At 72.3% G+C, this 22,369-nt stretch carries 24 protein-coding genes; 12 read left to right on the forward strand and 12 right to left on the reverse strand.

The window, feature by feature from the left end; genetic code table 11:
* The first annotated feature begins 94 nt into the window (after positions 1-94).
* Positions 95-601 carry a GtrA family protein gene (locus ACZ7EC_RS31765; protein WP_471068327.1) on the forward strand — a complete coding sequence of 169 codons (507 nt, stop codon included), beginning with the start codon at positions 95-97 and terminating at the stop codon, positions 599-601.
* Between the two features lie 55 nt (positions 602-656).
* Here the strand turns inward: ACZ7EC_RS31765 and ACZ7EC_RS31770 are convergent, their stop codons facing one another.
* A complete protein-coding gene (locus tag ACZ7EC_RS31770) occupies positions 657-1,928 on the reverse strand; it encodes an ATP-binding protein (RefSeq protein WP_471068329.1) in 1,272 nt (423 codons plus the stop codon).
* A 41-nt stretch (positions 1,929-1,969) separates the two neighbouring features.
* The gene (locus tag ACZ7EC_RS31775; RefSeq protein ID WP_020940464.1) at positions 1,970-2,647 is read right to left on the reverse strand and encodes a response regulator transcription factor; all 678 of its coding nucleotides are present in this window, start codon (positions 2,645-2,647) and stop codon (positions 1,970-1,972) included.
* Positions 2,648-3,145: 498 nt separating this feature from the next.
* Here ACZ7EC_RS31775 and ACZ7EC_RS31780 point away from each other — a divergent pair, with 498 nt between their 5' ends.
* Complete coding sequence (locus ACZ7EC_RS31780; protein WP_471068333.1) at positions 3,146-4,651, forward strand: peptide MFS transporter; 1,506 nt, start codon at positions 3,146-3,148, stop codon at positions 4,649-4,651.
* 306 nt (positions 4,652-4,957) lie between these two features.
* Here ACZ7EC_RS31780 and ACZ7EC_RS31785 read toward each other — a convergent pair whose 3' ends face one another.
* The gene (locus ACZ7EC_RS31785) at positions 4,958-5,554 is read right to left on the reverse strand and encodes an ATP-binding protein (RefSeq protein ID WP_471068336.1); all 597 of its coding nucleotides are present in this window, start codon (positions 5,552-5,554) and stop codon (positions 4,958-4,960) included.
* Between the two features lie 412 nt (positions 5,555-5,966).
* Positions 5,967-6,353 (reverse strand): STAS domain-containing protein, encoded by a 387-nt coding sequence (locus ACZ7EC_RS31790; RefSeq protein ID WP_471068338.1) that lies wholly within the window; start codon positions 6,351-6,353, stop codon positions 5,967-5,969.
* 247 nt (positions 6,354-6,600) lie between these two features.
* On the opposite strand from ACZ7EC_RS31790, the gene ACZ7EC_RS31795 reads away from it, so the two are divergent.
* On the forward strand, positions 6,601-7,497 hold the full coding sequence (locus tag ACZ7EC_RS31795) for an RNA polymerase sigma factor SigF (protein WP_471068341.1): 897 nt from the start codon (positions 6,601-6,603) through the stop codon (positions 7,495-7,497).
* 90 nt (positions 7,498-7,587) lie between these two features.
* Here the strand turns inward: ACZ7EC_RS31795 and hutI are convergent, their stop codons facing one another.
* The 4 genes from hutI to hutU are packed head-to-tail and all read right to left on the reverse strand — an operon-like array spanning position 7,588 to position 13,098.
* On the reverse strand, positions 7,588-8,763 hold the full coding sequence (gene hutI, locus ACZ7EC_RS31800; protein WP_471068344.1) for an imidazolonepropionase: 1,176 nt from the start codon (positions 8,761-8,763) through the stop codon (positions 7,588-7,590).
* Between the two features lie 50 nt (positions 8,764-8,813).
* Positions 8,814-10,148: a formimidoylglutamate deiminase gene (locus ACZ7EC_RS31805; RefSeq protein ID WP_471068348.1), complete on the reverse strand. Its 1,335-nt coding sequence runs from the start codon at positions 10,146-10,148 to the stop codon at positions 8,814-8,816.
* On the reverse strand, positions 10,145-11,437 hold the full coding sequence (locus tag ACZ7EC_RS31810; protein ID WP_471068350.1) for an allantoate amidohydrolase: 1,293 nt from the start codon (positions 11,435-11,437) through the stop codon (positions 10,145-10,147). The genes ACZ7EC_RS31805 and ACZ7EC_RS31810 overlap by 4 nt, the downstream gene beginning before the upstream one ends.
* Positions 11,434-13,098, reverse strand: a complete 1,665-nt coding sequence (hutU, locus tag ACZ7EC_RS31815; protein ID WP_471068353.1) for a urocanate hydratase — start codon at positions 13,096-13,098, stop codon at positions 11,434-11,436. The genes ACZ7EC_RS31810 and hutU overlap by 4 nt, the downstream gene beginning before the upstream one ends.
* A gap of 138 nt (positions 13,099-13,236) precedes the next feature.
* On the opposite strand from hutU, the gene ACZ7EC_RS31820 reads away from it, so the two are divergent.
* From ACZ7EC_RS31820 to ACZ7EC_RS31840, 5 genes are all read left to right on the forward strand, one after another.
* A complete protein-coding gene (locus ACZ7EC_RS31820; RefSeq protein WP_471068356.1) occupies positions 13,237-14,610 on the forward strand; it encodes a type III PLP-dependent enzyme domain-containing protein in 1,374 nt (457 codons plus the stop codon).
* Between the two features lie 180 nt (positions 14,611-14,790).
* A complete protein-coding gene (locus ACZ7EC_RS31825; protein ID WP_471068359.1) occupies positions 14,791-15,174 on the forward strand; it encodes a hypothetical protein in 384 nt (127 codons plus the stop codon).
* A complete protein-coding gene (locus ACZ7EC_RS31830) occupies positions 15,171-16,052 on the forward strand; it encodes a transcriptional regulator (RefSeq protein WP_471068362.1) in 882 nt (293 codons plus the stop codon). The genes ACZ7EC_RS31825 and ACZ7EC_RS31830 overlap by 4 nt, the downstream gene beginning before the upstream one ends.
* A 31-nt stretch (positions 16,053-16,083) precedes the next feature.
* Positions 16,084-16,572 carry a roadblock/LC7 domain-containing protein gene (locus ACZ7EC_RS31835; protein ID WP_471068365.1) on the forward strand — a complete coding sequence of 163 codons (489 nt, stop codon included), beginning with the start codon at positions 16,084-16,086 and terminating at the stop codon, positions 16,570-16,572.
* A gap of 11 nt (positions 16,573-16,583) precedes the next feature.
* Complete coding sequence (locus ACZ7EC_RS31840) at positions 16,584-16,958, forward strand: roadblock/LC7 domain-containing protein (RefSeq protein WP_471068367.1); 375 nt, start codon at positions 16,584-16,586, stop codon at positions 16,956-16,958.
* A 25-nt stretch (positions 16,959-16,983) separates the two neighbouring features.
* On the opposite strand, the gene ACZ7EC_RS31845 is transcribed toward ACZ7EC_RS31840, so the two are convergent.
* Together ACZ7EC_RS31845 and ACZ7EC_RS31850 are read right to left on the reverse strand one after the other, a co-directional pair.
* Complete coding sequence (locus ACZ7EC_RS31845; RefSeq protein WP_471068442.1) at positions 16,984-17,538, reverse strand: hypothetical protein; 555 nt, start codon at positions 17,536-17,538, stop codon at positions 16,984-16,986.
* Positions 17,539-17,686: 148 nt separating this feature from the next.
* Positions 17,687-18,529 carry a MurR/RpiR family transcriptional regulator gene (locus ACZ7EC_RS31850; protein WP_471068370.1) on the reverse strand — a complete coding sequence of 281 codons (843 nt, stop codon included), beginning with the start codon at positions 18,527-18,529 and terminating at the stop codon, positions 17,687-17,689.
* A gap of 301 nt (positions 18,530-18,830) precedes the next feature.
* Between ACZ7EC_RS31850 and ACZ7EC_RS31855 the strand changes: the two genes are divergently transcribed.
* Together ACZ7EC_RS31855 and ACZ7EC_RS31860 are read left to right on the forward strand one after the other, a co-directional pair.
* Positions 18,831-19,475 (forward strand): carbonic anhydrase, encoded by a 645-nt coding sequence (locus ACZ7EC_RS31855; RefSeq protein ID WP_471068374.1) that lies wholly within the window; start codon positions 18,831-18,833, stop codon positions 19,473-19,475.
* Positions 19,476-19,559: 84 nt separating this feature from the next.
* A complete protein-coding gene (locus ACZ7EC_RS31860; protein WP_471068376.1) occupies positions 19,560-20,006 on the forward strand; it encodes a hypothetical protein in 447 nt (148 codons plus the stop codon).
* A 402-nt stretch (positions 20,007-20,408) separates the two neighbouring features.
* Here ACZ7EC_RS31860 and ACZ7EC_RS31865 read toward each other — a convergent pair whose 3' ends face one another.
* A complete protein-coding gene (locus ACZ7EC_RS31865) occupies positions 20,409-20,657 on the reverse strand; it encodes a hypothetical protein (protein WP_397985607.1) in 249 nt (82 codons plus the stop codon).
* Positions 20,658-20,748: 91 nt separating this feature from the next.
* The gene (locus tag ACZ7EC_RS31870) at positions 20,749-21,207 is read right to left on the reverse strand and encodes a hypothetical protein (RefSeq protein ID WP_471068379.1); all 459 of its coding nucleotides are present in this window, start codon (positions 21,205-21,207) and stop codon (positions 20,749-20,751) included.
* Positions 21,208-21,328: 121 nt separating this feature from the next.
* On the opposite strand from ACZ7EC_RS31870, the gene ACZ7EC_RS31875 reads away from it, so the two are divergent.
* Positions 21,329-22,165, forward strand: coding sequence for a helix-turn-helix domain-containing protein (locus ACZ7EC_RS31875; protein WP_471068381.1), 837 nt, complete (start codon positions 21,329-21,331; stop codon positions 22,163-22,165).
* Positions 22,162-22,353 carry a DUF397 domain-containing protein gene (locus ACZ7EC_RS31880; RefSeq protein WP_471068383.1) on the forward strand — a complete coding sequence of 64 codons (192 nt, stop codon included), beginning with the start codon at positions 22,162-22,164 and terminating at the stop codon, positions 22,351-22,353. Before ACZ7EC_RS31875 ends, ACZ7EC_RS31880 begins: the two co-directional genes overlap by 4 nt.
* Positions 22,354-22,369: the final 16 nt, after the last annotated feature.

Here is a 22,369-nt window from a genome sequence, read left to right on the forward strand (position 1 = left end):
TTTCCCCGCACTGGCCTGCTCCTCAGGCAGCGGGCCCCGCGCGCCGCTAGCATGGCCGGGTTGACGGAAATCTACCGACGGGAGCTGCAACGCCATGGAACAGCGTTCCTCGGGGCTGCAACGGCTCGTGGGCGAGATGGCGAAGTTCGGCGCCGTCGGCGGGGCCGGAGTCCTGGTCAATCTGGCCGTGTTCAACCTGGTCCGGCACGTCTCCGACCTGCCGGTGGTGCGCGCCAGCATCATCGCGACCGTGGTCGCCATCGTCTTCAACTACGTCGGCTTCCGCTACTGGACGTACCGGGACCGCGATCGCAGCGGGCGCACCAAGGAACTCACGCTGTTCCTGTTCTTCAGCGCGATCGGCCTGGTGATCGAGAACGGCATCCTCTTCCTGGCCACCTACGGCCTCGGCTGGGACAGCCCGCTGGAGAGCAACGTCTTCAAGTTCCTCGGCATCGGCGTCGCGACCCTGTTCCGGTTCTGGTCGTACCGCACCTGGGTGTTCCGTGCGCTGCCCGCGCAGGAGGCCGAGTCGATCCTGGCGGCGGAGTCGCGCCGCTCCCCTAGCGAGCCCGAGCCGAGCACCCAGCGGGTTCCCTGACCGCTGCCCGGCTCAGCGGACCGAGAAGAGTGGCAGTTCCCGGCCGACCGGGCGCTCAGCGGACGGTCGGCTGCTCCTCGTCCGCCTTGCGGGCCGGGGGCGTGCGGGACAGGAAGAGGCCGAAGACCGGGGGCTGGGCCTGGAGCAGTTCCAGACGGCCGCCGTCGGCCTCGGCGAGGTCCCGTGCCACGGCGAGGCCGATGCCCGTGGAGTTGCGGCCGCTGATGGTCCGCTCGAAGATCCGCGCCCCGAGGTCGGCCGGCACTCCGGGCCCCTCGTCCGTGACCTCGACCACGGCCTGGTTGCCGGTGACACGGGTGCGCAGGGCGACGGTGCCGCCGCCGTGCATCAGCGAGTTCTCGATCAGCGCGGCCAGCACCTGGGCGACCGCGCCCGGTGTGCCCACCGCCTGGAGGTGCCGCTTGCCGGAGCTGACGATGGCCCGGCCCATGCTGCGGTAGGCGGGCCGCCACTCGGCGAGCTGCTGCTGGATGACCTCGTCCAGGTCGAAGGTGACGGCGGAACCGGTGCGCGGGTCGCGGGAGTTCGTCAGCAGCCGCTCGACCACGTCGGTCAGCCGCTCGACCTGCGTCAGCGCGACGTTCGCCTCTTCCTTCACGATGTCCGGGTCATCCGTGAGGGTGATCTCCTCCAGGCGCATGGACAGCGCGGTGAGCGGGGTGCGCAGCTGGTGGGAGGCGTCGGCGGCCAGCCGCCGCTCGGCGGTCAGCATCCGCGCGATCTTCTCGGCGGAGGAGTCCAGCACATCGGCGACCCGGTCCAGCTCGGGGACGCCGTACCGCTTGTGCCGCGGGCGCGGGTCGCCGGAGCCGAGGCGCTCGGCGGTCGAGGCGAGGTCGGTCAGCGGGGAGGCGAGTCGGTTGGCCTGGCGGACCGCGAGCAGGACGGCGGCGACCACCGCGAGCAGCGCCACCAGGGCGATGATCAGCAGGGTGCGGCCGACCTCGCGGGTCACCGCGGAGCGCGGCTCCTGCACGGTGACGGTCTCGCCCTCCTCGCCGTGCTGGGTGGCGTGTATGACGTCGCCGACGGGCCGGGTGCCGATCTCGATCGGCGGCCGGCCGGGCATCGCGATCACCGCGTACTGCTCTTTGCTGACCGGATTGCGCAGCGCTTCGGCGTTGACGTTCTCCGCGGCCAGGATCCGGCTGTCCACGATGCTGGCCAGCCGCACCGCCTCGGAGTCCACGCGCTCCTGGGCACTGTTGGTGATCGTCCGGGTCTCGACGATCACCAGGGAGACGCCGAAGACGGCGATCACCACGAGGACGACGGCGAGGGTGGATTGAATGAGACGTCGACGCATGTTCCGTTACCTGAGGTGATCGCCGGCCCCCGGTGCGGGGCTCAACTCTTCTCGAAGCGGAAGCCCACGCCCCGGACGGTGGCGATGTAGCGGGGGTTGGCCGCGTCGTCGCCGAGCTTCTTGCGCAGCCAGGAGATGTGCATGTCGAGGGTCTTGGTGGAGGACCACCAGGTGGTGTCCCAGACCTCGCGCATCAGCTGGTCGCGGGTCACCACGCGGCCGGCGTCGCGCACCAGCACCCGCAGCAGGTCGAACTCCTTGGCGGTGAGCTGGAGTTCCTCGTCGCCCATCCACGCGCGGTGCGACTCCACGTCGATGCGCACGCCGTGCGTGGCCGGCGGCTGCTGCGGCTCGGCCGCGCCGCGGCGCAGCAGGGCCCGTACGCGGGCGAGCAGTTCGGCGAGACGGAAGGGCTTGGTGACGTAGTCGTCGGCGCCCGCGTCCAGGCCGACGACGGTGTCCACCTCGTCGGCGCGCGCGGTCAGGATGAGGATCGGCACGGTGTGGCCGTCGGCGCGCAGCCGGCGGGCGACCTCCAGGCCGTCCATGCCGGGCAGGCCCAGGTCCAGTACGACCAGGTCGACGCCCCCCTGCATTCCGGCGTCGAGCGCGGTGGGTCCGTCCTCCCGCACCTCGACCTCGTAACCTTCCCGGCGCAGGGCGCGGGCCAGCGGCTCCGAGATGGACGCGTCGTCCTCGGCGAGCAGTACACGGGTCATGAGGTGATGGTAGACCGCCCGCGTGCGGTGCCGGGGTGTGATCGGTTCGCGGGATTCTTACCCGGAGGCCCCCCTGGTACGAACCATCACCTGTGGGATGCGATCGTAGAAGGGACCTTCGAAATCCGTCGCGCGGTTCCCTGGACGCCTGTGATCCGCGTCTCAAGTCCTTCCATACCGGGCGGTGTCCTGACGTACAGTGACGTGAACGCCTGTAGTACACCAGGGGACCTTTGGCGGACATCGTCGCTGAAGGTCCTTGTTGTGTGCGGGCCGGTCACGTCTGACCGGCCTTGAAAGGAATGACCTCTGGCCGGGCTCCGGACGCATTGTCGCGTCACGGAGCGTGGATCCCGGTGGTCGCCGTCCACCGTTCCGTGATCCGGGGCGGACACCCTCCGGGCGTTGGGGGCGGACGACCGACCCTGCCGGTGCCGGCCGCCACCCCCACCGGGCGCGCAACGCTCCACCGCGCGTCCCGACCAGCAAGGAACGACCATGGCGTCCAGCCTGACGAAGGACTCGGTCCAGCCGGGCACCCCCGGCACCGAGAAGACCTTCTTCGGCCACCCCCGCGGCCTGGCCACTCTCTTCATGACCGAGATGTGGGAGCGGTTCTCCTACTACGGCATGCGGGCCCTGCTCCCCCTCTACCTGGTGGCTCCGGGCGGCCTGCACCTCAGCGCGGGCACGGCGACGGCGATCTACTCCGTGTATCTGTCGCTCGTGTACCTGCTCGCGCTGCCCGGCGGCTGGGTCGCCGACCGGCTCCTCGGCCCCCGCAAGACGGTCATGTTTGCGGGTCTGATCATCATGCTGGGCCATCTGTGCCTGGCGCTGCCGGCCGCCGCGAGCTTCTTCGTCGGCCTGGTGCTGGTCGCCATCGGTTCCGGCCTGCTGAAGGCCAACATCTCCACGATGGTCGGTCACCTGTACGACGGCCCGAAGGACCCGCGCCGCGACGGTGGCTTCACCCTCTTCTACATCGGCATCAACCTGGGCGCCTTCGTCGCTCCGCTGGTCATCGGCACCATCGGTGAGAACGTCAACTGGCACTTCGGCTTCGCGCTGGCCGCGCTCGGCATGGCTCTGGGTCTGGCCCAGTACCTGCTGGGCAGCCGCCACCTGAGCGAGGAGAGCAAGGTCGTCCCGACGCCGATGACGGCCCAGGAGAAGGCGACCACCCTGCGCAAGGGCCTGATCTGGCTGGTCATCGCCGCGGTCTTCTACGGCATCGTCGGCGGCACCGGTCACTTCACCCTCAACTGGGCGCTGATCCCGCTGACCGTCATCGGTCTCATCGTGCCGATCCTGGTCATCGGCCGGATCCTGCGCGACAAGGACCTCGACGGCGAGGAGCGCTCGAAGGTCCGCGCGTACATCTGGTTCTTCGTGGCCGCCGCGGTCTTCTGGATGATCTACGACCAGGGTGGTTCGACCCTGTCGCTGTTCGCGAGCGCCTCGGCCAAGAACACGATCTTCGGCTGGAACTTCCCGGTCTCCTGGTACCAGTCGGTCAACCCGGTCATGATCATGGCCCTCGCGCCGGTCTTCGCCTGGCTGTGGCTGTGGCTGAACCGGAGCGGCAAGGAGCCGAGCACGATCGTGAAGTTCTCCTCCGGTCTGGTGCTGGTCGGCGCTTCCTTCTTCGTGTTCCTCGCCCCGCTGTCCATCGCTCAGGGCGGTCACAAGGCCGCGGCGATGTGGCTGGTCGGCATCTACTTCCTGCAGACCGTCGGTGAGCTGACGCTGTCGCCGGTGGGTCTGTCGGTGACCACGAAGATGGCGCCGAAGAAGTACGCCTCGCAGATGATGGGCGTCTGGTTCCTCGCGGTCACCGCGGGCGACTCCATCACCGCGCTGCTGTCGAACCCGGCGGTCGGCGGGGTCAACCTCGACAAGATGGGCTTCGTGATGCTGGAGGCCGTCCTCGCGGTGATCGCCGGTGTGGCGGTGTGGACGTACCGCGGCAAGGTGAAGAAGCTGATGGGCGACGTGCGCTAGTCGCCGGAACGTGGCCGGGAGGGCCGTCGCACCCTGGAGGGGTGTGGCGGCCCTCCCGGTTTTCCGTCTCGTGGGGGCCGCGCCGGGGCGGCCGGAGGGGATCGTCGCGGCTTTACGCGGCTTTAGGGGCGTCAGCGGCCTCAGTGGCGTGAATGGCGTCAACGGTCTCAGCCGCACCAGCGCCGGCGGTTCAGGGGCTCAGCGGCGGAGGGGGCCCGGATCCGGCGACACGGCGCTCCTGGCGCCGCTCGGCGTCGCACACCGGTCGATCCGGCGTCGGCCCCGGAACGGGGCCGCCACGCGTCGTCAGGCGGGGGCGCCCAGCTCCGCCCAGACCGTCTTGCCGGGGCGGCCCTGGGCGCGCACCACGCCCCAGTCCAGGCACAGGCGCTGGACGATGAACATGCCGTGGCCGCCGGGGCGGCCGGCGCGGTGGGGAGTGCGCGGAGCCGGCTGGCCGGTGCCGCGGTCGGTGACCTCCAGCCGGATCACCTTGTTGTCGCAGGCGAGGGCGAGCTCGTCGGGCCCCTCGGCGTGCAGGCAGGCGTTGGTGACGAGTTCGGAGACGACGAGCAGCACGTCCTCGGCGGCGGCTCGCTGGTCCGCGGTCGCGGCGGGCAGCCACCCCCAGTCGTACAGGGCCTGCCGGGTGAAGTCACGGGCGAGCGGCACGACGCCGCTGGCCCCCTGGAGTTCGAGTCTGCGGAGCTGCCGGCCCCGCGCCGGCTCGGCGCCGCCGGTGTCGGCGGGGGGCGGGGGCGGCGCCGGCGAGGCCGCCGCGCCCGTGACGGACGCCATGGCGGCGCCGGCCGGCGTCTCCTCCCCGGAGGCCTCGGACACCCCGGAAGCGCCGCTGGGCTCGTGGCCGCGGTCGCCCGGCGGGTAGGGCCGGGTGGTGCTCATCAGCGCTTCACCTCACCGAATCACCAGTTCACGATTGAAAAGCCCGGTACTTCCCGGTACCGGTTGGTCCGTCCGCCATCGGCGCCACCGCCCGTCGCACGTCCCGTCATCCGCACATCAGTCCCGTCCGCCCGTCGCGCGAAAACACCCGCACCCCTGCCGCGGTCGTCCCGTCCGGACAGGTCCCTGCCCGTTCGAGTCCGTCGCACACCCTCGGGTGCGTCACACCCGGAGCGCGGCGACGCCGCCTGGTGAGGATGGTCGTCAGCATCTCTCCTGCCCGACCCGAGCGCCGGAACACCCCCCGTCTTCCGTGGGATACACGGGCCCTCTGGGATCCCTGGAGTCTCCGGGGCCCCGGAAGGGGCGGGCGAGGGGGGCACAGCGCACCCGGCCGCACGTGACCGCGGGCTCAGTCGGCGCCGTCACCCTCCCCGGCCAGGGCGTCCGCCACGGAGTCGTGGACGGTGAAGACCGCCTCGGCCCCGGTGATCTCGAACACGCGAGCGACTACGGGCTGCATTCCCGCCAGATGGACGCCTCCGCCGGCGGCCTCCGCCTTCAGGCGGGCGCCGAGCAGGACGTTCAGCCCCGTGGAGTCGCAGAACTCCAGGCGCGAGCAGTCCACCACGAGCCGCGAGAAGCCCTTGCCCAGGAGGTCGTCAAGGGGTTCGCGCAGCAGATCGGCGGTGTGGTGGTCAAGTTCACCCGCCGGTGTGACAACCGCGCTGGAGCCCTCTTCACGCACCTCCACCAGAAGCCGGCCCGACTGTGCGCTGCCGACCATCCCGTGGTCCATGCCGTCTCTCTCCCGAGGTCGTGGCTTGCTGATGCCCTCGAACATTACGCCTTCCTGGCGCGGTCCGGCACCCGAACAACCTCACATAATCGGACATACCTGAACAGAACGCACTTGCGATCGCTCCGACAAAGCCGATAGGGCTAGGAGAGACACGTACTTCTACACGCCGGCTTTGGAGGCGCCGCACTCCGTAGTGCACCTGATGGCTTCGGCAGCCGTATGCCGAGAACGATGGAGGACACCCATGTCACCCCGGCTCGACGCCTCGCTTACCCCGACCGCGACGTCGACACCCCCACCGGTACAACTGGATCATCCCATCGATCTCCACGACCCCTTCGAGGGACTCCCGGAGATCCCCCCGTACGACGAGATCGGCCCCGTCGACGCACGGGCCCTGTCCAAGACCCTCTTCGCGCGCCTGGAGGCGCTGGAGGAAGGGACGCACGAGTACGCGTACGTCCGCAACACCCTCGTCGAGCTGAACCTCGCACTCGTCAAGTTCGCCGCCTCCCGCTTCCGCTCCCGCAGCGAGCCGATGGAGGACATCATCCAGGTCGGCACCATCGGCCTGATCAAGGCGATCGACCGCTTCGAGCTGTCTCGCGGTGTCGAGTTCCCCACTTTCGCGATGCCGACCATCATCGGCGAGATCAAGCGCTTCTTCCGCGACACCTCGTGGTCCGTGCGCGTACCGCGGCGGCTTCAGGAGCTGCGCCTGGACCTGGCGAAGGCCGGGGACGAGCTGGCCCAGCGGCTGGACCGCGCGCCGACGGTCGCCGAGCTGGCCGAGCGCCTGGGCATCTCGAACGAGGAGGTGGTCGAGGGCATGGCCGCCTCGAACGCGTACACCGCCTCGTCCCTGGACGCCCAGCCCGAGGAGGACGAGACCGAGGGCGCGCTCGCGGACCGCATCGGGTACGAGGACCACGGGATCGAGGGCATCGAGTACATCGAGTCGCTCAAGCCCCTGATCGCCGGGCTGCCCCAGCGCGACCGGAAGATCCTCTCGCTGCGGTTCGTGGCCAACATGACCCAGTCGGAGATCGGCGAGGAGCTCGGCATCTCCCAGATGCACGTGTCCCGTCTCCTGTCCCGCACGCTGGTACGGCTGCGCAAGGGGCTGACGGTGGAGGAGTGACCCCCACAGGGGCGGCCGTCCCCTCTCCCGCACGGTCACGCCGAAGCGGCCCGGACTCCCCGTCCGGGCCGCTTCGGCGTGTCCGGGGCCTCAGACCACCCGTACGCCGCTCCGCCACACCCCGCTGACCAGGGGCACGCCCGGCCGGTAGGCGAGGTGGACGTGGCTGGGGGCGTCGAGGAGGGTCAGGTCGGCGCGGGCGCCGGGGGCGAGGCGGCCGATGTCGGTGCGGCGCAGGGCCGCGGCGCCGCCCGCCGTGGCGGACCAGACCGCCTCGTCGGGGGTCATGCCCATGTCGCGCACGGCCAGGGCGATGCAGAAGGGCACGGAGGAGGTGAACGACGAGCCCGGATTGCAGTCCGTGGACAAGGCGACGGTGACCCCGGCGTCCAGCAGCCGGCGGGCGTCGGGCCACTGGGCGCGGGTGGAGAACTCGGCGCCGGGCAGCAGCGTGGCGACGGTGTTCCCGCTGGCCAGCGCGTCCACGTCGGCGTCCGTGAGGTGGGTGCAGTGGTCGGCGCTGGCGGCGTCCAGTTCCACGGCCAGTTGCACGCCGGGGCCGTAGGAGAGCTGGTTGGCGTGGATGCGCGGGTGCAGGCCCTTCGCCTTGCCCGCGGTGAGGATCGCGCGGGCCTGGTCGCCGTCGAAGGCGCCCTTCTCGCAGAACACGTCGATCCAGCGGGCGTGCGGGGCGCAGGCGTCCAGCATCTCGCCGGTGACCAGGGCGACGTAGGCCGCCGGGTCGTCGGCGTAGTCGGGGGAGACGATGTGCGCGCCGAGGTAGGTCACCTCGTCGGTGTGCTCGGCCGCGATGCGCAGCGCGCGGGCCTCGTCCTGGACGGTCAGGCCGTAGCCCGACTTGGTCTCGAAGGTGGTGGTGCCCTGGCGCAGCGCCTCGGCCAGGTAGCGGGTGAGGTTCGCCGCCAGCTCCGCGTCGCTCGCGGCGCGGGTGGCGGCGACGGTGGTGCGGATGCCGCCCGCCGAGTAGGCGCGGCCGGACATCCGGGCGTTGAACTCCTGCGTGCGGTCCCCGGCGAAGACCAGGTGGGAGTGGGAGTCCACGAAGCCCGGCAGCACCGCCCGGCCGCCCGCGTCGACCCGATTGTCAGTGGCGGGTGCTTTGCTTGATTCACCGGTCCACACGACGCGGTCGCCCTCGATGACGACGGCCGCGTCCTGGATCAGACCGAGGGGGGAGCCTCCTCCGAGGGAGGGATCGTTGGTGACCAGCGTGGCGATATTGGTGATGGCGGTGCTGCTGCTCATGGTGTCGTCCTCGTGGGGGGCGGTGGGGGTCGGCGCGGGGTCCGGCGCGGTCAGCGCAGGGCTTCGACGGCCGCTGCCAGCGCGCGGGGCACATCCGGTACGAGCGTGTGCGCGCCGTCGCGTACGACCTGCCGGCCGCCCACGACCGTATGCCGTACGTCGGCCGCGCCCGCCGCGAATACGGCCGTCTCGGCGCCCAGCCGGGGTTCCGGGCCCGCTGTCCTGACCGAGTCCAGGGCGATCGTCGTCAGGTCGGCGAGCGCGCCCGGCTCGATGCGGCCGGCCTCCTCCCAGCCGAGGGCGGCGTGCCCGTCGGCGGTGGCGGCCCGCAGCAGGGCGGCGGCCGTCCAGTGGCCCCGTGTGCGGGTGCGCAGCCGCTCGTTCAACTCCATCGCGCGCGCCTCTTCGAGCAGGTCGATGACGGCGTGGCTGTCGGAGCCGAGGGAGAGCGGGGAGCCCGCCCGCTGGAGGGCGACGGCCGGACCGATGCCGTCGGCGAGGTCCCGTTCGGTGGTCGGGCACATGCAGGTGCCGGTGCGCGAGCCGCCGAGCAGGGCGATGTCCTCGTCGGTGAGGTGGGTGTTGTGCACCCCGGTGGTGCGCGGCCCGAGGACGCCGTGGTCGGCGAGCAGCCGGGTGGGGGTGCGGCCGTGCGCGGCCAGGCAGGCGTCGTTCTCGGCGGTCTGCTCCGAGAGGTGGACGTGCAGCGGAGCCCGCCGCTCCCCGGCCCAGCTGGCCACGGTCGCCAGCTGTCCGGCGGGCACGGCCCGTACGGAGTGGATCGCCGCCCCGATCCGTGCGTGATCCCGTTCCTTGAGAACTGCACAGCGTTCGGCCCAGGCCTCCGCGCTGCCGTCGGAGAAGCGGAGCTGGTGGGCGTTGGGCGCCTCGCCGAAACCGGCCGCGAGATAGCAGGTGTCGAGGAGGGTGATCCGGATGCCGGCCTCGGCGGCGGCCGCGATCAGCGCCTCGCCCATGGCGTTGGGGTCGGCGTAGGGGGTGCCGCCGCGGGCGTGGTGCACGTAGTGGAACTCGCCGACACAGGTGATGCCGGCCAGCGCCATCTCGGCGTACACCGCGCGGGCGAGGGCGTGGTAGGTGTCCGGGGTCAGCCGGTCGGCGACGGAGTACATCACCTCGCGCCAGGTCCAGAACGTCCCGCTGCCGACCTGGACGGTGCCGCGCAGCGCCCGGTGGAAGGCATGGCTGTGGGCGTTCGCCAGCCCCGGCAGGGTGAGTCCGCGCAGCACCTCGGCGCCGGGCGGCGGGGCGGGCGCCTCGGTGCGCACGGCACCGATCCGTCCGCCCGCGGTCTCGACCAGCACCCCCGGCTCGACACGGTCGCCGATCCAGGCGTGCTCCAGCCAGTACGTCGCCCTGGTCAACAGGCCAGCCCTTCCAGTACGTCGGCGAGTGCGTCCACTCCGGCCACGCAGTCGTCCTCTGCCGCGGACTCGGCCGGGGAGTGCGAGACGCCGGTGGGGTTGCGCACGAACAGCATGGCGGTGGGGATGCTCCCGGAGAGGATTCCGGCGTCGTGTCCGGCGCCGGTGCCGAGGACGGGCACCGTGCGGCCGGTGTCCCGGCCCAGGATGCGGCCGAGTTCGTCGCGCAGCGCGTGGTCGAACTCCACGACGGGCGTGAAGGACTCCCGTACGACGTCCAGGTCCACGCCGTGCGCGTCTGCGTACTGCCGGGCCGCCTGCTCGATGGCGCCGACCACCGTGTCCAGGGTCTCCTGGTCGGCGGCGCGGGAGTCGAGCCAGCCGCGCACCCGCGAGGGGATCGCGTTGACGCCGTTGGGGTCCACCGCGATCTTCCCGAAGGTGGCGACGGCACCGGCGAGTCCGGCCTCGCGGCGGGCGGCGAGCACCGTCTCGGCGTACGACAGCATCGGGTCGCGGCGGTCGGCCAGCCGGGTGGTGCCGGCGTGGTTGGCCTCGCCCCGGAAGTCGAACCGCCAGCGGCCGTGCGGCCAGATGGCGCTGGCGATGCCCACCCGGTCGCCGGACAGGTCCAGCGCGCGGCCCTGCTCGACGTGCAGTTCCACGAAGGCGCCGATCCGGGCCAGCCGCTCGGGGTCGGGCCCGATGGCGTCGGGGTCGTACCCGGCGGCGGCCATGGCGCGGGGCAGGCTGATCCCGTCCCCGTCGGTGAGCCGGTGCGCGTCCCCGGCGGTCAGCGCGCCCGAGGTCAGCCGCGAGCCGACGCAGGCGAGGCCGAACCGGGCGCCCTCCTCGTCGCCGAAGTTGACGATGGCGAGGGGCTTGGTGAACCGGGCGCCCCGGCGCAGGAGTTCGTCGAGTGCGGCGAAGGAGGACACCACCCCGAGGGGCCCGTCGAAGGCTCCTCCGTCCGGCACCGAGTCCAGGTGGGACCCGGTGACGACGGCGTCCCCGGCGGCCGGGTCGCCGAGCCAGGCCCACTGGTTCCCGTTCCGGTCGACCTCGTACGCGAGCCCCCGGCTCTCGGCCTGCTCCTTGAACCACGCTCGGCACTCGGCGTCGGGCCCGGTCCAGGCGTACCGCCGGTATCCACCGGAGTCGGCGTTCCGTCCGATGGGCAGCAGCTGACGCCACATCTCGTGGAACGACGAGCCGGGCCGACCCGCGGTCGGTGCCGAGCCCCCGGCCGCCGCCAGGGCGCTGCCGTGCCCGCCGGACTGCTGCGTCACGCGCCGTCACCCTCACGCATCGGCACCCGGACTCCCCGCTCGCCGGCGACGGACTCCGCGATGTCGTACCCGGCGTCCACGTGCCGGATGACGCCCATGCCCGGATCGTTGGTGAGCACGCGGCGGATCTTCTCGCCGCCGAGCTTGGTGCCGTCGGCGACGGTGACCTGCCCGGCGTGGATGGACCGGCCCATGCCGACGCCGCCGCCGTGGTGGATGGACACCCAGGACGCGCCGGAGGCCACGTTGACCATGGCGTTCAGCAGCGGCCAGTCGGCGATCGCGTCGGAGCCGTCGAGCATGGCCTCCGTCTCGCGGTACGGGGAGGCGACGGAACCGCAGTCGAGGTGGTCGCGGCCGATGGCGAGCGGCGCGGCCAGCTCGCCGGAGGCGACCATGTCGTTGAAGCGCTCGCCGGCCTTGTCCCGCTCGCCGTAGCCGAGCCAGCAGATGCGCGCGGGCAGGCCCTGGAAGTGGACCCGCTCGCCGGCCATCTTGATCCAGCGGGCGAGGGACTCGTTCTCGGGGAAGAGTTCGAGGAGTGCCTTGTCGGTCTTGGCGATGTCCGCCGCCTCGCCGGACAGCGCGGCCCAGCGGAAGGGGCCCTTGCCCTCGCAGAACAGCGGCCGGATGTAGGCGGGCACGAAGCCGGGGAAGGCGAACGCGCGGTCGTACCCGGCGAGTTGGGCCTCGCCGCGGATGGAGTTGCCGTAGTCGAAGACCTCGGCGCCGGCGTCCATGAAGCCGACCATGGCCTCGACGTGCCGCGCCATCGACTCGCGGGCCCGCGTGGTGAACCCGGCCGGGTCCTTCGCGGCGGCGTCGGCCATGTCCTCGAAGGCGACGCCGACCGGCAGGTAGGCCAGCGGGTCGTGGGCGGAGGTCTGGTCGGTGACGATGTCGATGGGGGCGTTCATCGCGAGCAGCTGCGGGACCAGCTCGGCCGCGTTGCCGAGGACGCCGATGGACAGCGGGCGGCGGGCGTCGCGGGCCTCGGTCGCGAGCTGGAGCGCGTGGTCGATGCTGTCGGCCCTGACGTCCAGGTAGCGGTGCTCGATGCGGCGCTCGATGGCGCGCGGGTCGCAGTCGATGCAGATGGCGACGCCGTCGTTCATGGTGACGGCGAGCGGCTGGGCGCCGCCCATGCCGCCGAGGCCCGCGGTGAGGGTGATGGTCCCGGCGAGGGTGCCGCCGAACTTCTTCGCGGCGACGGCGGCGAAGGTCTCGTAGGTGCCCTGGAGGATGCCCTGGGTGCCGATGTAGATCCAGGAGCCGGCGGTCATCTGGCCGTACATGGTCAGGCCGAGGGCCTCCAGGCGGCGGAACTCCTCCCAGTTGGCCCAGTCGCCGACCAGGTTGGAGTTGGCGATGAGGACGCGCGGCGCCCACTCGTGGGTCTGCATGACGCCGACCGGGCGGCCGGACTGGACCAGCATGGTCTCGTCCTGCTTGAGGGTGCGCAGGGTGCGCACCATGGCGTCGAAGGAGCGCCAGTCGCGGGCGGCCTTGCCGGTGCCGCCGTAGACCACGAGCTTGTCGGGGTGCTCGGCCACCTCGGGGTCGAGGTTGTTCTGGAGCATGCGCAGGGCGGCCTCCTGCTGCCAGCCCAGGGCGCTGAGTTCCGTGCCGCGCGGTGCTCGTACGGGGCGGGGTCCCGACATCGTCTGCCTCCTGCTGTTGCTGCGTCTATTCACATCCTGGCTGTCTGAATAGAGCTAGTCAATACATCGGGGCGGCCCCGTCCGCGCGTTCCGGGTGTTTGGCTGGAACCAGCGGACGGCCGACAGGAGGGAATCGCGGTGGACCACGAGGCCGAGACCGGGGCGAGGGAGCGGGCCGGGCGACGGGACGAGGCGGTGCGCGCCGCCGTGGAGCGGGGTCTGCTGGGGCCGGACGCGGCGGTGGTGGGGCTGCTCGACGCGACCGGCATCCGGGAGTCGGCGGCGGCGCTGCGGGCGGCGTTCGAGGCGGTGCTGGCGCCCGGCACCCCGGTGCTGCACGCCTTCGCGGTGAAGGCGTGCCCGCTCGTGCCGGTGCTGCGGCTGCTGCACGAGGAGGGCATCGGCGCCGAGGTGGCGAGCCCCGGCGAGCTGGCGCTGGCGCGCGCGGCCGGCGTACCGGCGGGGCGGACCGTGCTGGACTCGCCCGCCAAGACCCCGGCGGAGCTGCGCGAGGCGCTGGCGCTGGGTATCGCCGTGAACGCGGACAACCCGCAGGAGCTGGACCGCCTGGACGCCCTGGTGCGGTCCGCGCCGACCCGCTCCCCGCTCGGCCTCCGGGTCAACCCCCAGATCGGCGGGGGCAGCATCGGGGCGACCTCGACGGCGACCGAGACCTCGAAGTTCGGGGTGGCGCTGCGGGACGAGGGGGCGCGCGAGTGGGTCGTACGGGCGTACGCGGAGCGGCCGTGGCTGACCCGGCTGCACGCGCACACCGGCTCGCAGGGCATTCCGCTGGAGCTGCTGGCGCGGGGCGTGGCGGAGACGTACGCGCTGGCGGAGGAGGTCAACGCGCGGGTGGGGCGGCGGCAGATCGACACGCTCGACATCGGCGGCGGGCTGCCGGTGAACTTCGCGGGGGAGGCGACGGAGCCGTCGTACGCGCGGTACGCCCGGCTGCTGGCCGAGCAGGTGCCGGGGCTGTGCGCGGGGCGGTACGGACTGGTGACCGAGTTCGGGCGGTCACTGCTGGCCAAGCACGGCACGGTGGTGGCGCGGGTGGAGTACGCCAAGCGCTCGGGCGGCCGGCGGATCGCGGTGACGCACGCGGGCGTGCAGGTGGCGACGCGGACGGTGTACGCGCCGGGGGCGTGGCCGCTGCGGATCGCGGCGTACGACGCCAAGGGGCGGCCGAAGCCGGGGCCCGAGGTGGTGCAGGACGTGGCGGGCCCGGCGTGCTTCTCGGGCGACCTGCTGGCCGAGGGGCGCGCGCTGCCCGAGCTGGAGCAGGGGGACTACGCGGCGGCGCTGGACACGGGCGCGTACTACTTCGCGCACCACTACGCCTACAACTCCCTCGTCCGGCCCGGTGTCTACGGCTTCGCGCCGAACGGTGCGGGGGGCGTCGCCTTCGCCACCGTGCGGGAACCGCAGACGATCGCTCAGGTGGTGGCGGAGTCCGGGGGCGCGCACGCTTCGGCGCTCACCACCCTGGGTGCATCCGGGAGCCGTTGACGCGCCCCCGCCTCAGTCGAACAAATGAAGTAACTCCGGTGGCACACGGGCCAGTTGCCCAACACTAGTACGCCGGAAGCATGTTCCAACGGAAAATGCCAAACAGCTCACCCCTCCCCCACACGTTGCGTAGTGTCGGGGTCACTCATCCGGAGTCCCAGGCGGGAGGGGAGCCACGCGGTGCCCGGAATCGACGAGTGCCTGCTGGAAGCGATGCGATTGCCCGGTGCCCGCGGTGCCGCGCTGGTGGACTGGACGAGCGGCCTCGCGCTCGGCACGGTCGGGGAGGCGCCCGGCGGCGACCACGAGACGGCCGCCGCCGAGGCCGCCGAGCTGGCCCGGCTGGCCGCGGAGCACGGCACGTTCACGGCGCCGGGAGCGGACCGGCCGCCGGTGGAGGACCTGATCGTCAGCAACGCGGACAGCTACCACCTGCTGCGGTTCGTCGACACCTCCTTCGACAGCAGCGTGTTCCTGCACCTGTGGCTGGGGCGCGAGGAGGGCAATCTCGCGCTCGCCCGGATCCGGCTCGGTGAGATGGCCGCCCGCCTGGTGCTGGGATGACCATGGTCCGTACGCCGCCGCCGCTGCCGGTGCGGGACAAGGCCGCCGCCCGCGCGCTGTCCCCGATGCTCAACCGGCTGGCCGAGGAGCGGGCCACCGGCGTCCTGGTCCGCGAGCACGGCACCCTGTACCTGGCCGAGGGCCGGGTGGTGCACGCCGAGAGCCCGCTCGCGCCGGGGCTCGACGTGCTCCTCACGGCCCACGGCACCCTGGCCACCGCCGCATGGCAGCGGGCCGCCGGTGCGGCCGAGGGCCCGTTACGGGCGGCCGAACTCCTCCTGGAGTCCGGCCTGTTACCCGCCGGCGCGCTGGAGCTGTGCCATCTGGACGCGCTGTACGACGCCGGGTACTTCGCCCTGGCACCGAGCAGCACGCCGGGCCGCTTCCACTACGACGGCGAGCCCCGCACCGGCCCGCTGCCCTCGGTCCCGGTGGTCGCCCTGGAACGCGAGACCCTGCGCCGCCGGCTGCAACTGCACCGCCTGTGGCCGGACCCGGCCGCGGACACCGCGCCGCTGGTCCGCGCGGACCCCGCCCCCACCCGCCCGGCGCGCACGGGCCCGCCGGCGAAGCGTCCCGGCCGCCCCGCCCCCGTCGCCCCCCGCCAGCGCGCCGTCCTGGACCGCGTGGACGGCACCCGTACGGCCGCCGACATCGCGCTGGACCTGGGCCGGCAGGCGTTCCACACGCTGGTCGACGTCCGCAGACTGGCGGCGGCCGGGCACCTCAGGCCCCTGGCGCCGGCCGCGCCTACCCCCGCGCCGCCGGCCCCGACCGCACCGGAGCAGGCCCGGAACCTGCCCCCGCCCCTGCTTCCGGTCACCGACCCCGACATCGCGCTGCTGAAGAGGCTCAGGGATGCGCTGGAGGCCCTTTGAACGGCCACGCCCCGCCGAGAGGAGAGAGCTGATGGTGTCCGAGGACGACCTTCGGACCGTCCTGGAGGAGCTGCACCGGCTGCGCACCCGCGTGCCGCAGCTCACCGGCGCGCTCGCGGCCGGCGTCGACGGACTCGTCGTCGCCCATGACACGCCCGGCGTCGATCCCGACGGGCTCGCGGCGCTCACCGCGGCCGCGCTCGGCGTCTCCGTACGGGTCGCCGACGCCACCGGCAACGGCGGCCTGCGGGAACTGCTGGTGCGCGGCGAGCGCGGTTACGTCGCCACCTACGCGGCCGGGCGCAGCGCCGTGCTGACCCTGCTCGCGCAGGACCGGGTCAACGTCGGCCGGCTCCATCTGGAGGGCCGCCGCTCCGGCGCCCGGATCGGCGAACTCCTGGACGCCGCCGAGGCCGCGGCCGCCCGGAACGCGCCCGCACGCCAGGCCACCGCCGCCACGCGCGCCCGCGCCCCGCGGACCCCGCGCACGACCACCGCACGCACCACAACCGACAGTTGAGAGGACCCGACATGGCCAACACCGAGACCGCCCTCAAAGAGGCGCTGACCTCGATCGAGGGCGCCACCGGCGTCGCGCTCGTCGACTACACCAGCGGGATGGCGCTGGGCACGATGGGCGGCGGCAACACCTTCGACCTGAACGTGGCCGCCGCCGGCAACACCGATGTGATCCGCGCCAAGATGCGCACGATGGAGATGCTGGGCCTCAAGAGCGAGATCGAGGACATCCTCATCACGCTCTCCGACCAGTACCACCTGATCCGCCTGCTCCAGGGGCGCGGCGGCAACGGCCTGTTCCTCTACCTGGTCCTGGACTCCGGCCGCGCCAACCTGGCGATGGCCCGCCACCAGCTGAAGCGGATCGAGGAGAGCCTGGAGGTCTGAGGACCTCTCGCTCGGCTCAGGCCGGTCAGACCAGGGCCGCGGTACGGCGGCGCGCCCCGCCCGGAGCCGCGTCGCCGGCCGCGATGCCGGTGGCCCGCAGCCCCCTGACCGCCTTGCCGGCCGGGCGGCCGGCGTGTCCGTCGAGCCAGTCGACCCGTACCCAGAGCAGGCTCTCCAGGACCCGTTCGCGCCGCCCGAGCCAGGCGGCCTTCAGCCACAGCCCGGTGCCGCACCCGGCCAGCAGCAGTCCGCCGGCCACCGGCACGGCGAAGGCGGAGCCGATCGCGAGCGCCCAGGCCAGCACCAGCCACCAGCGGTGGCCGCGGCGCCAGTTGCGCACGGTCACCGCGCGGTCCTGGAGCACGTCGTACTTGCCCGCGCGGCTCACGCCCCGGACGAGGGCGGCGTACCGGCGGCGCCGGGCCAGCGCCACCACGGCCGTGGCCAGGAGGAACAGCGCGGCCCCGGCGAGCGCCCCGGTCCGGCGCCCCGTCCATCCCTCGGGCGCGGCGCCGACGCCCGCGGCGACCACCCCGGACCACCACAGCGGGCCGGCTCCCGCCCGGACGACGACGGCCAGCCGGGCCAGTCCCCGGCCGCCGCGCTCCCTGCCTTCTCCACGCTCTCCGCGCGCCACGTCGACCTCCCGTGTCACGAGTCCGCACAGTACCTGTGTCCGGCGGGGACCTTAGCGGGCGAACGTGAGACAAACCTGAGAGCGCCAGGACTCACTCCACGAACAGACCCCGCGCGGCGGCCTTCGCGTCGAACTCCTCCAGCCGGGCCTGGGCCTCCGGCAGATCGTCGCAGACGGCCTCCAGCAGCACCCGGCCCAGCAGCATCGGCGCGCACGCGGTGTCGAAGGCGAGGCCGGTGCCGACGGCGGCGGGCAGCAGCAGGTCGGAGTGCTTGGCGACGGGCGCGAACGCGGAGTCGGCGACGGTGACGACGGTCAGGCCGGCCTCCTGCGCGTAGGCGAGGGTGTCGACCACCTCGCGCGGGTGCCGGGGCAGCGCGAAGCAGAGCAGGGCGCCGGCGCCCGCGCGAACGGCCGCGTCGATGCGGTCCTGGAGCATCGTGCCGCCCTCGTCGAGCAGCCGGACGTCCGGGTGGACCTTGGCGGCGAAGTACGCGAAGCCGTACGCCTGGGAGGCGGCCGCGCGCAGGCCGAGCACCGGCAGCGGGCGGGAGGCGGCGAGGATCCGCCCGGCCTGCTGCACCGGGCGCGGGTCGGCGAGCAGGTCCGCGAGGTGGCGCAGGTTCTCGATCTCGGCCTCGACGGCGAGCTGGTACTCGTTGTGCACGCCGTTCTCGGGCGCGGGCTCGGCGGGTACGACCTCGCGCAGGTGCCGGCGCAGCGCGGGATACCCGTCGAAGCCGAGGGCGACCGCGAACCGGGTCACCGACGGCTGGCTGACCCCGGCCAGCTCGGCCAGCTCCACGCTGGACAGGAAGGGCACGTCGGCGGCGCGCCGCACCATGCTGTGCGCGATACGGCGCTGGGTCGGCGTGAGCCGGTGACCCTCGAAAAGCGCCTGCAACCGGTTGGCCGGGCTGTCGGTCACGCTCATCACGTACTCCCCCTCGGAGGTCCTCGCCGCCTCGGGAGAGTACAGCCCCGAGGCCGCACCGACACGGACCGATATTCAGACAATGCTTTCCTGTATGCCGTTATACAGGAAGGGGCTCCGCCGACTCTCTGCATTTAGGAGGGCTCAACCTCCGCCCGGACCTCGTCGCGCCGTTCAAGGGGCGGTATCCCGGCGGCGATGATCCGGCGCGGATACGGCCAAGTGTCGTTAAACAGCCACCGAGAGTGACGATGCGCGTGCCTAGAGTGATTCCTACTGGCACGACCACCGAGGAAGCGTCATGGCCACCCCCCACCGGGCCTTACGGACGCCGACCGCGCCCGCTCCCCGTCCGCCCTGTCCCTCGCTCGTCCCCGCGCCCGACGCGGACGCGCCCCGGCCCACCGCCGCCGCCGTCCTCGGTGAACTCCTCGCCGGCAACGCCCGCTACGTCTCCGGCCGTCCACGGCAGCCGTACGTCCGGCCCGCCGGGCGGCGGCCGTGCGCGGTGGTCGTCGGCTGCGTGGACGCCCCCGCCCCGCCGGAGCTGGTCCTCGACCAGGCGCTCGGGGACCTGCTGTGCGTCCGCACCGCCGGGCAGGTGCTGGACGAGGCCGTACTCGGCTCCGTCCAGTACGGCGTCCAGGAGCTCGGCGCACCGCTCGTGCTGGTCCTCGGACACGAGCGGTGCGCCGCCGTGGCCGCCACCCTGGAGCGGCTGCGCACCGGGGCGCCGGTGCCGGGCCATCTGGAGCTGCTGGTGGAGGAGATCGCCCCCGCCGCCCGCCGCACCCGGAACCGGCCGGGCGACTGGGCCGAGCACACCCTGCGGGCCCAGACCACGTGGGTGCGGGACGCGATCCGCGCCGACCCGGCCTTCGGTGCCGCCCGGGTGGTGGCCGCACGGATGGACGCCGGGCCGGGGCTGGTGTCCCTGCTGCCCTGAACGGGCCGACGAGGGGTTCGCACCACCTGGAGAGGGGGGCTTTCCCCAGTGCGCCCGGGGCCCGGCGTTTTCTAGGGTGAGGGCATGAGCGCACGTGACCCGCAGGACGTCGGACTCAAAGGCGACGCCGAGCTGCGGAAGGACCTCGACGCGACCGTCCGGGCCCGCCGGGACCTGGGGGACGAATACGACTCCGCCTTGGTCGAATCCTTCCTGGAGAAGGTCGAGCAGCGGCTCGACGGGGCGGTGGACCGGCGGGTGCGGCGGCAGCTCGCCGAGCAGCAGATGGCGGCCGTTCGCGGCACCGCCCGCCAGCGGAACCCGGTGGACTCCTGGGGCGAGCGGTACGGCTTCGCCCTGCTCACCCTGATCCTCGCCGTCCCGCTGTCCGCGATCGCCGGCGGCCTCGCGGGCTTCTCCGGAATAGTGGCCACCTGGATCGGGATCGTCGGTGTCAACGCGATCCAGGCGATACGCCAGCACCCCGAGCTGCTGCCGGGACGGTCCCGCGGGTCCGGTGGAGACGAGTAGCCCCCGCTCCCCCGCGCGCGGAAGGTCTTGCGCGGGGACCGCCGCACCCCCGTTGCCGGGGGGCGGGACGACGGCGGTCCCCGCGGGGGGCGCGGGCCGGGTCAGGGCCGGGCCGCGCGCCCTTGGCGTCCATGGAGGTCCGGGAGCCGCTCCGGAGGTCCGTGACGCCGACACCCCCCAATCTGCCGGACGCGTGTTAAGCGAGTGCTGCGTACACGTGACGCCTTCGTACCACTTCCGCGATGCCGCGAACGGCCGCGGTCACTCCGCGTTCGCCGAGGTCACGGGCCCGTGGTCGAGGCTCCGGGCGCGCGACCGGTCAGCAGCGGTACCGAGCTGCCGTCACTCGTCAGCCGTAACTTTCCGTCGGCAGGGGCCCCGGTCGGCGGAGGCGGCGGCGTCTCACGGCATGGCGGGGCGCTGGTCCCAGCGCCGGTTGGACTGGTTGATGTAGGCCCGTACGAACGCGCAGCAGTCCTCGCAGGCATAGGCCGGCGCGCGCTGTCCGTCGTGTTCGACCGGACCGATCCAGAAGACGTCCTTGGTATGGCGGCAGAGGAGGCAGAAGCCCCGCGTCAGGGGCCGGGACCTCATGGGCGGTCGTGCCGGCGATGCCTCGGGCACCGGCACGGCGGCCAGGCGCTGGACCATTCCGGCGCCTTCAGGGGAGTCACCTCGTGCTCTTTCCGCACCACCTGCCGGTTCCCCTGGCGGTCCACCCGGTACACCGCGAGCGTCATGGTCAAAGCTTGATCACCCTCGCCCTGACACCGGCCTCGACCGTCAGGATCAGTTCGTCCACGTGGTCCAGCCCCAGGCCGTTACGGAAGGCGAGGCGCGGCCCCGAGGCCGTCTGGATGACGTCCACGTCGACCAGCCAACCGGCCGCGCTGAACGCGCCCTTCAGCCTCACCAGCATGTCGTGCGGCTCCAGCTCGCTGGGCGCGGGTCTCACCGGGGTGGCCGCCGGGGACGCGTCGGCGTGCTGCTGCCGCAGCGTCAGCCCGTCCAGCAGCAGGCCGAGCAGGGCACGCCCCTGCCTCACGTTGCAGTCACCCAGCCGGATGACGAAGTCACGGCACTCGTTCGGCGCCAATCTGGTGTGGAACTGGGGGAGTTTGATGGCGGCCTCGTCCAGGGCCGCCGCGAGTGAGTTGGTGATCTCCGCGACCTCGATGGCCATGCTGCTGTGGGGATGCATCGCCCAGCCTTTCTCAACCACTGCTCTGTGTAGCGGAATCGCTACCGAGCGCCTTCAGCGTGACCTACAGTGGAAACCCCTTCAACTGGTCAGGCTGGAACGGAAGGACGTCGAACGACCCTTGAACCGCAAGGAGTTGAACCCCGACGCCTCGCCGCAGGCGGCCTTCGGGGCGCGTATGCGCAGCAAGCGGGAGGCACGCGGCTGGACCCAGGAGGACCTCGCCACCCTCACGGAATATTCCAGCGTGCATATCTCGGCCATCGAAACTGGTCGGAAGCCTCCAACCCTCCGCTTTTCGCGTAGTGCCGACAGAGCGTTCGGCATCTCGGACACGGCAGAGTCGTTCGAGCGTGAGTACCGCGAGATCAAGCACGGCAACCTGCTGGAGGGCTTCCCGGAGTACATCAAGTACGAGGGCAGGGCTGCGGAGATCCGGCTGTTTCAGATTGGGATCATCCCTGGACTGCTCCAGACGCCGGACTACGCACGTGTACTGGCGAACAGCGCAGCACAGCGAGGCGCCATCACACCCGAACAGGCGGATGAGCGCGTCGCGTTCCTGGCGGAGCGGCAAGCGGCCCTGGAGCGTCCCCGGCCGCCCATGATGCTGGTGGTGATGGACGAGAGCTGCGTTCGTAGACCGGTCGGCGGCCCCAAAGTCATGAACGCGCAGCTTGATCGGTTGGCACAGTTCGCCGAACTGCCGAATACCGTCCTCCAGATCGCCCCGTACGGCATAGGAGAGCGTCGCACATTCGACTTTCCCATGAACTTGCTGACGATGTCGGACCTGTCCGTCGTCGCGTACGCGGAATCCCAGCTGCGAGGGCACGTGGAACGCGATACGGCAGCCGTACTGCCCCTGTTGTCGGCCTACCATCAGTTGCAGGCCGAAGCTCTGCCGCAGGCGGCATCGGTGGCCATGATCAATGAGGCACGAAAGGGCACCCCGTGACGACCGACTTCCCCCGCTGGTTCACGTCCTCCTACAGCAACAACGGCGGCGACTGTGTGGAAGTCGCCACCAACATCCCCCGCACCGTTCCCGTCCGCGACACCAAGGACCGCGACGCCGGCACCCTCACCTTCCGCGCCGACGCCTGGTCCGCGTTCGTCCGGTTCGCCTCTCACCAGAGCGTCTGAACGCACCGGGCACGAA

This window comes from Streptomyces sp. NPDC037203 (assembly GCF_055605065.1).

Coding starts and splice junctions, on each gene's coding strand:
- ACZ7EC_RS31765 (WP_471068327.1), top strand. CDS start 95: ATGGAACAGCGTTCCTCGGGGCTGCAACGGCTCGTGGGCGAGATGGCG.
- ACZ7EC_RS31770 (WP_471068329.1), bottom strand. CDS start 1,928: ATGCGTCGACGTCTCATTCAATCCACCCTCGCCGTCGTCCTCGTGGTG.
- ACZ7EC_RS31775 (WP_020940464.1), bottom strand. CDS start 2,647: ATGACCCGTGTACTGCTCGCCGAGGACGACGCGTCCATCTCGGAGCCG.
- ACZ7EC_RS31780 (WP_471068333.1), top strand. CDS start 3,146: ATGGCGTCCAGCCTGACGAAGGACTCGGTCCAGCCGGGCACCCCCGGC.
- ACZ7EC_RS31785 (WP_471068336.1), bottom strand. CDS start 5,554: ATGAGCACCACCCGGCCCTACCCGCCGGGCGACCGCGGCCACGAGCCC.
- ACZ7EC_RS31790 (WP_471068338.1), bottom strand. CDS start 6,353: ATGGACCACGGGATGGTCGGCAGCGCACAGTCGGGCCGGCTTCTGGTG.
- ACZ7EC_RS31795 (WP_471068341.1), top strand. CDS start 6,601: ATGTCACCCCGGCTCGACGCCTCGCTTACCCCGACCGCGACGTCGACA.
- hutI (WP_471068344.1), bottom strand. CDS start 8,763: ATGAGCAGCAGCACCGCCATCACCAATATCGCCACGCTGGTCACCAAC.
- hutU (WP_471068353.1), bottom strand. CDS start 13,098: ATGTCGGGACCCCGCCCCGTACGAGCACCGCGCGGCACGGAACTCAGC.
- ACZ7EC_RS31830 (WP_471068362.1), top strand. CDS start 15,171: ATGACCATGGTCCGTACGCCGCCGCCGCTGCCGGTGCGGGACAAGGCC.
- ACZ7EC_RS31835 (WP_471068365.1), top strand. CDS start 16,084: ATGGTGTCCGAGGACGACCTTCGGACCGTCCTGGAGGAGCTGCACCGG.
- ACZ7EC_RS31840 (WP_471068367.1), top strand. CDS start 16,584: ATGGCCAACACCGAGACCGCCCTCAAAGAGGCGCTGACCTCGATCGAG.
- ACZ7EC_RS31850 (WP_471068370.1), bottom strand. CDS start 18,529: ATGAGCGTGACCGACAGCCCGGCCAACCGGTTGCAGGCGCTTTTCGAG.
- ACZ7EC_RS31855 (WP_471068374.1), top strand. CDS start 18,831: ATGGCCACCCCCCACCGGGCCTTACGGACGCCGACCGCGCCCGCTCCC.
- ACZ7EC_RS31860 (WP_471068376.1), top strand. CDS start 19,560: ATGAGCGCACGTGACCCGCAGGACGTCGGACTCAAAGGCGACGCCGAG.
- ACZ7EC_RS31865 (WP_397985607.1), bottom strand. CDS start 20,657: ATGGTCCAGCGCCTGGCCGCCGTGCCGGTGCCCGAGGCATCGCCGGCA.
- ACZ7EC_RS31870 (WP_471068379.1), bottom strand. CDS start 21,207: ATGCATCCCCACAGCAGCATGGCCATCGAGGTCGCGGAGATCACCAAC.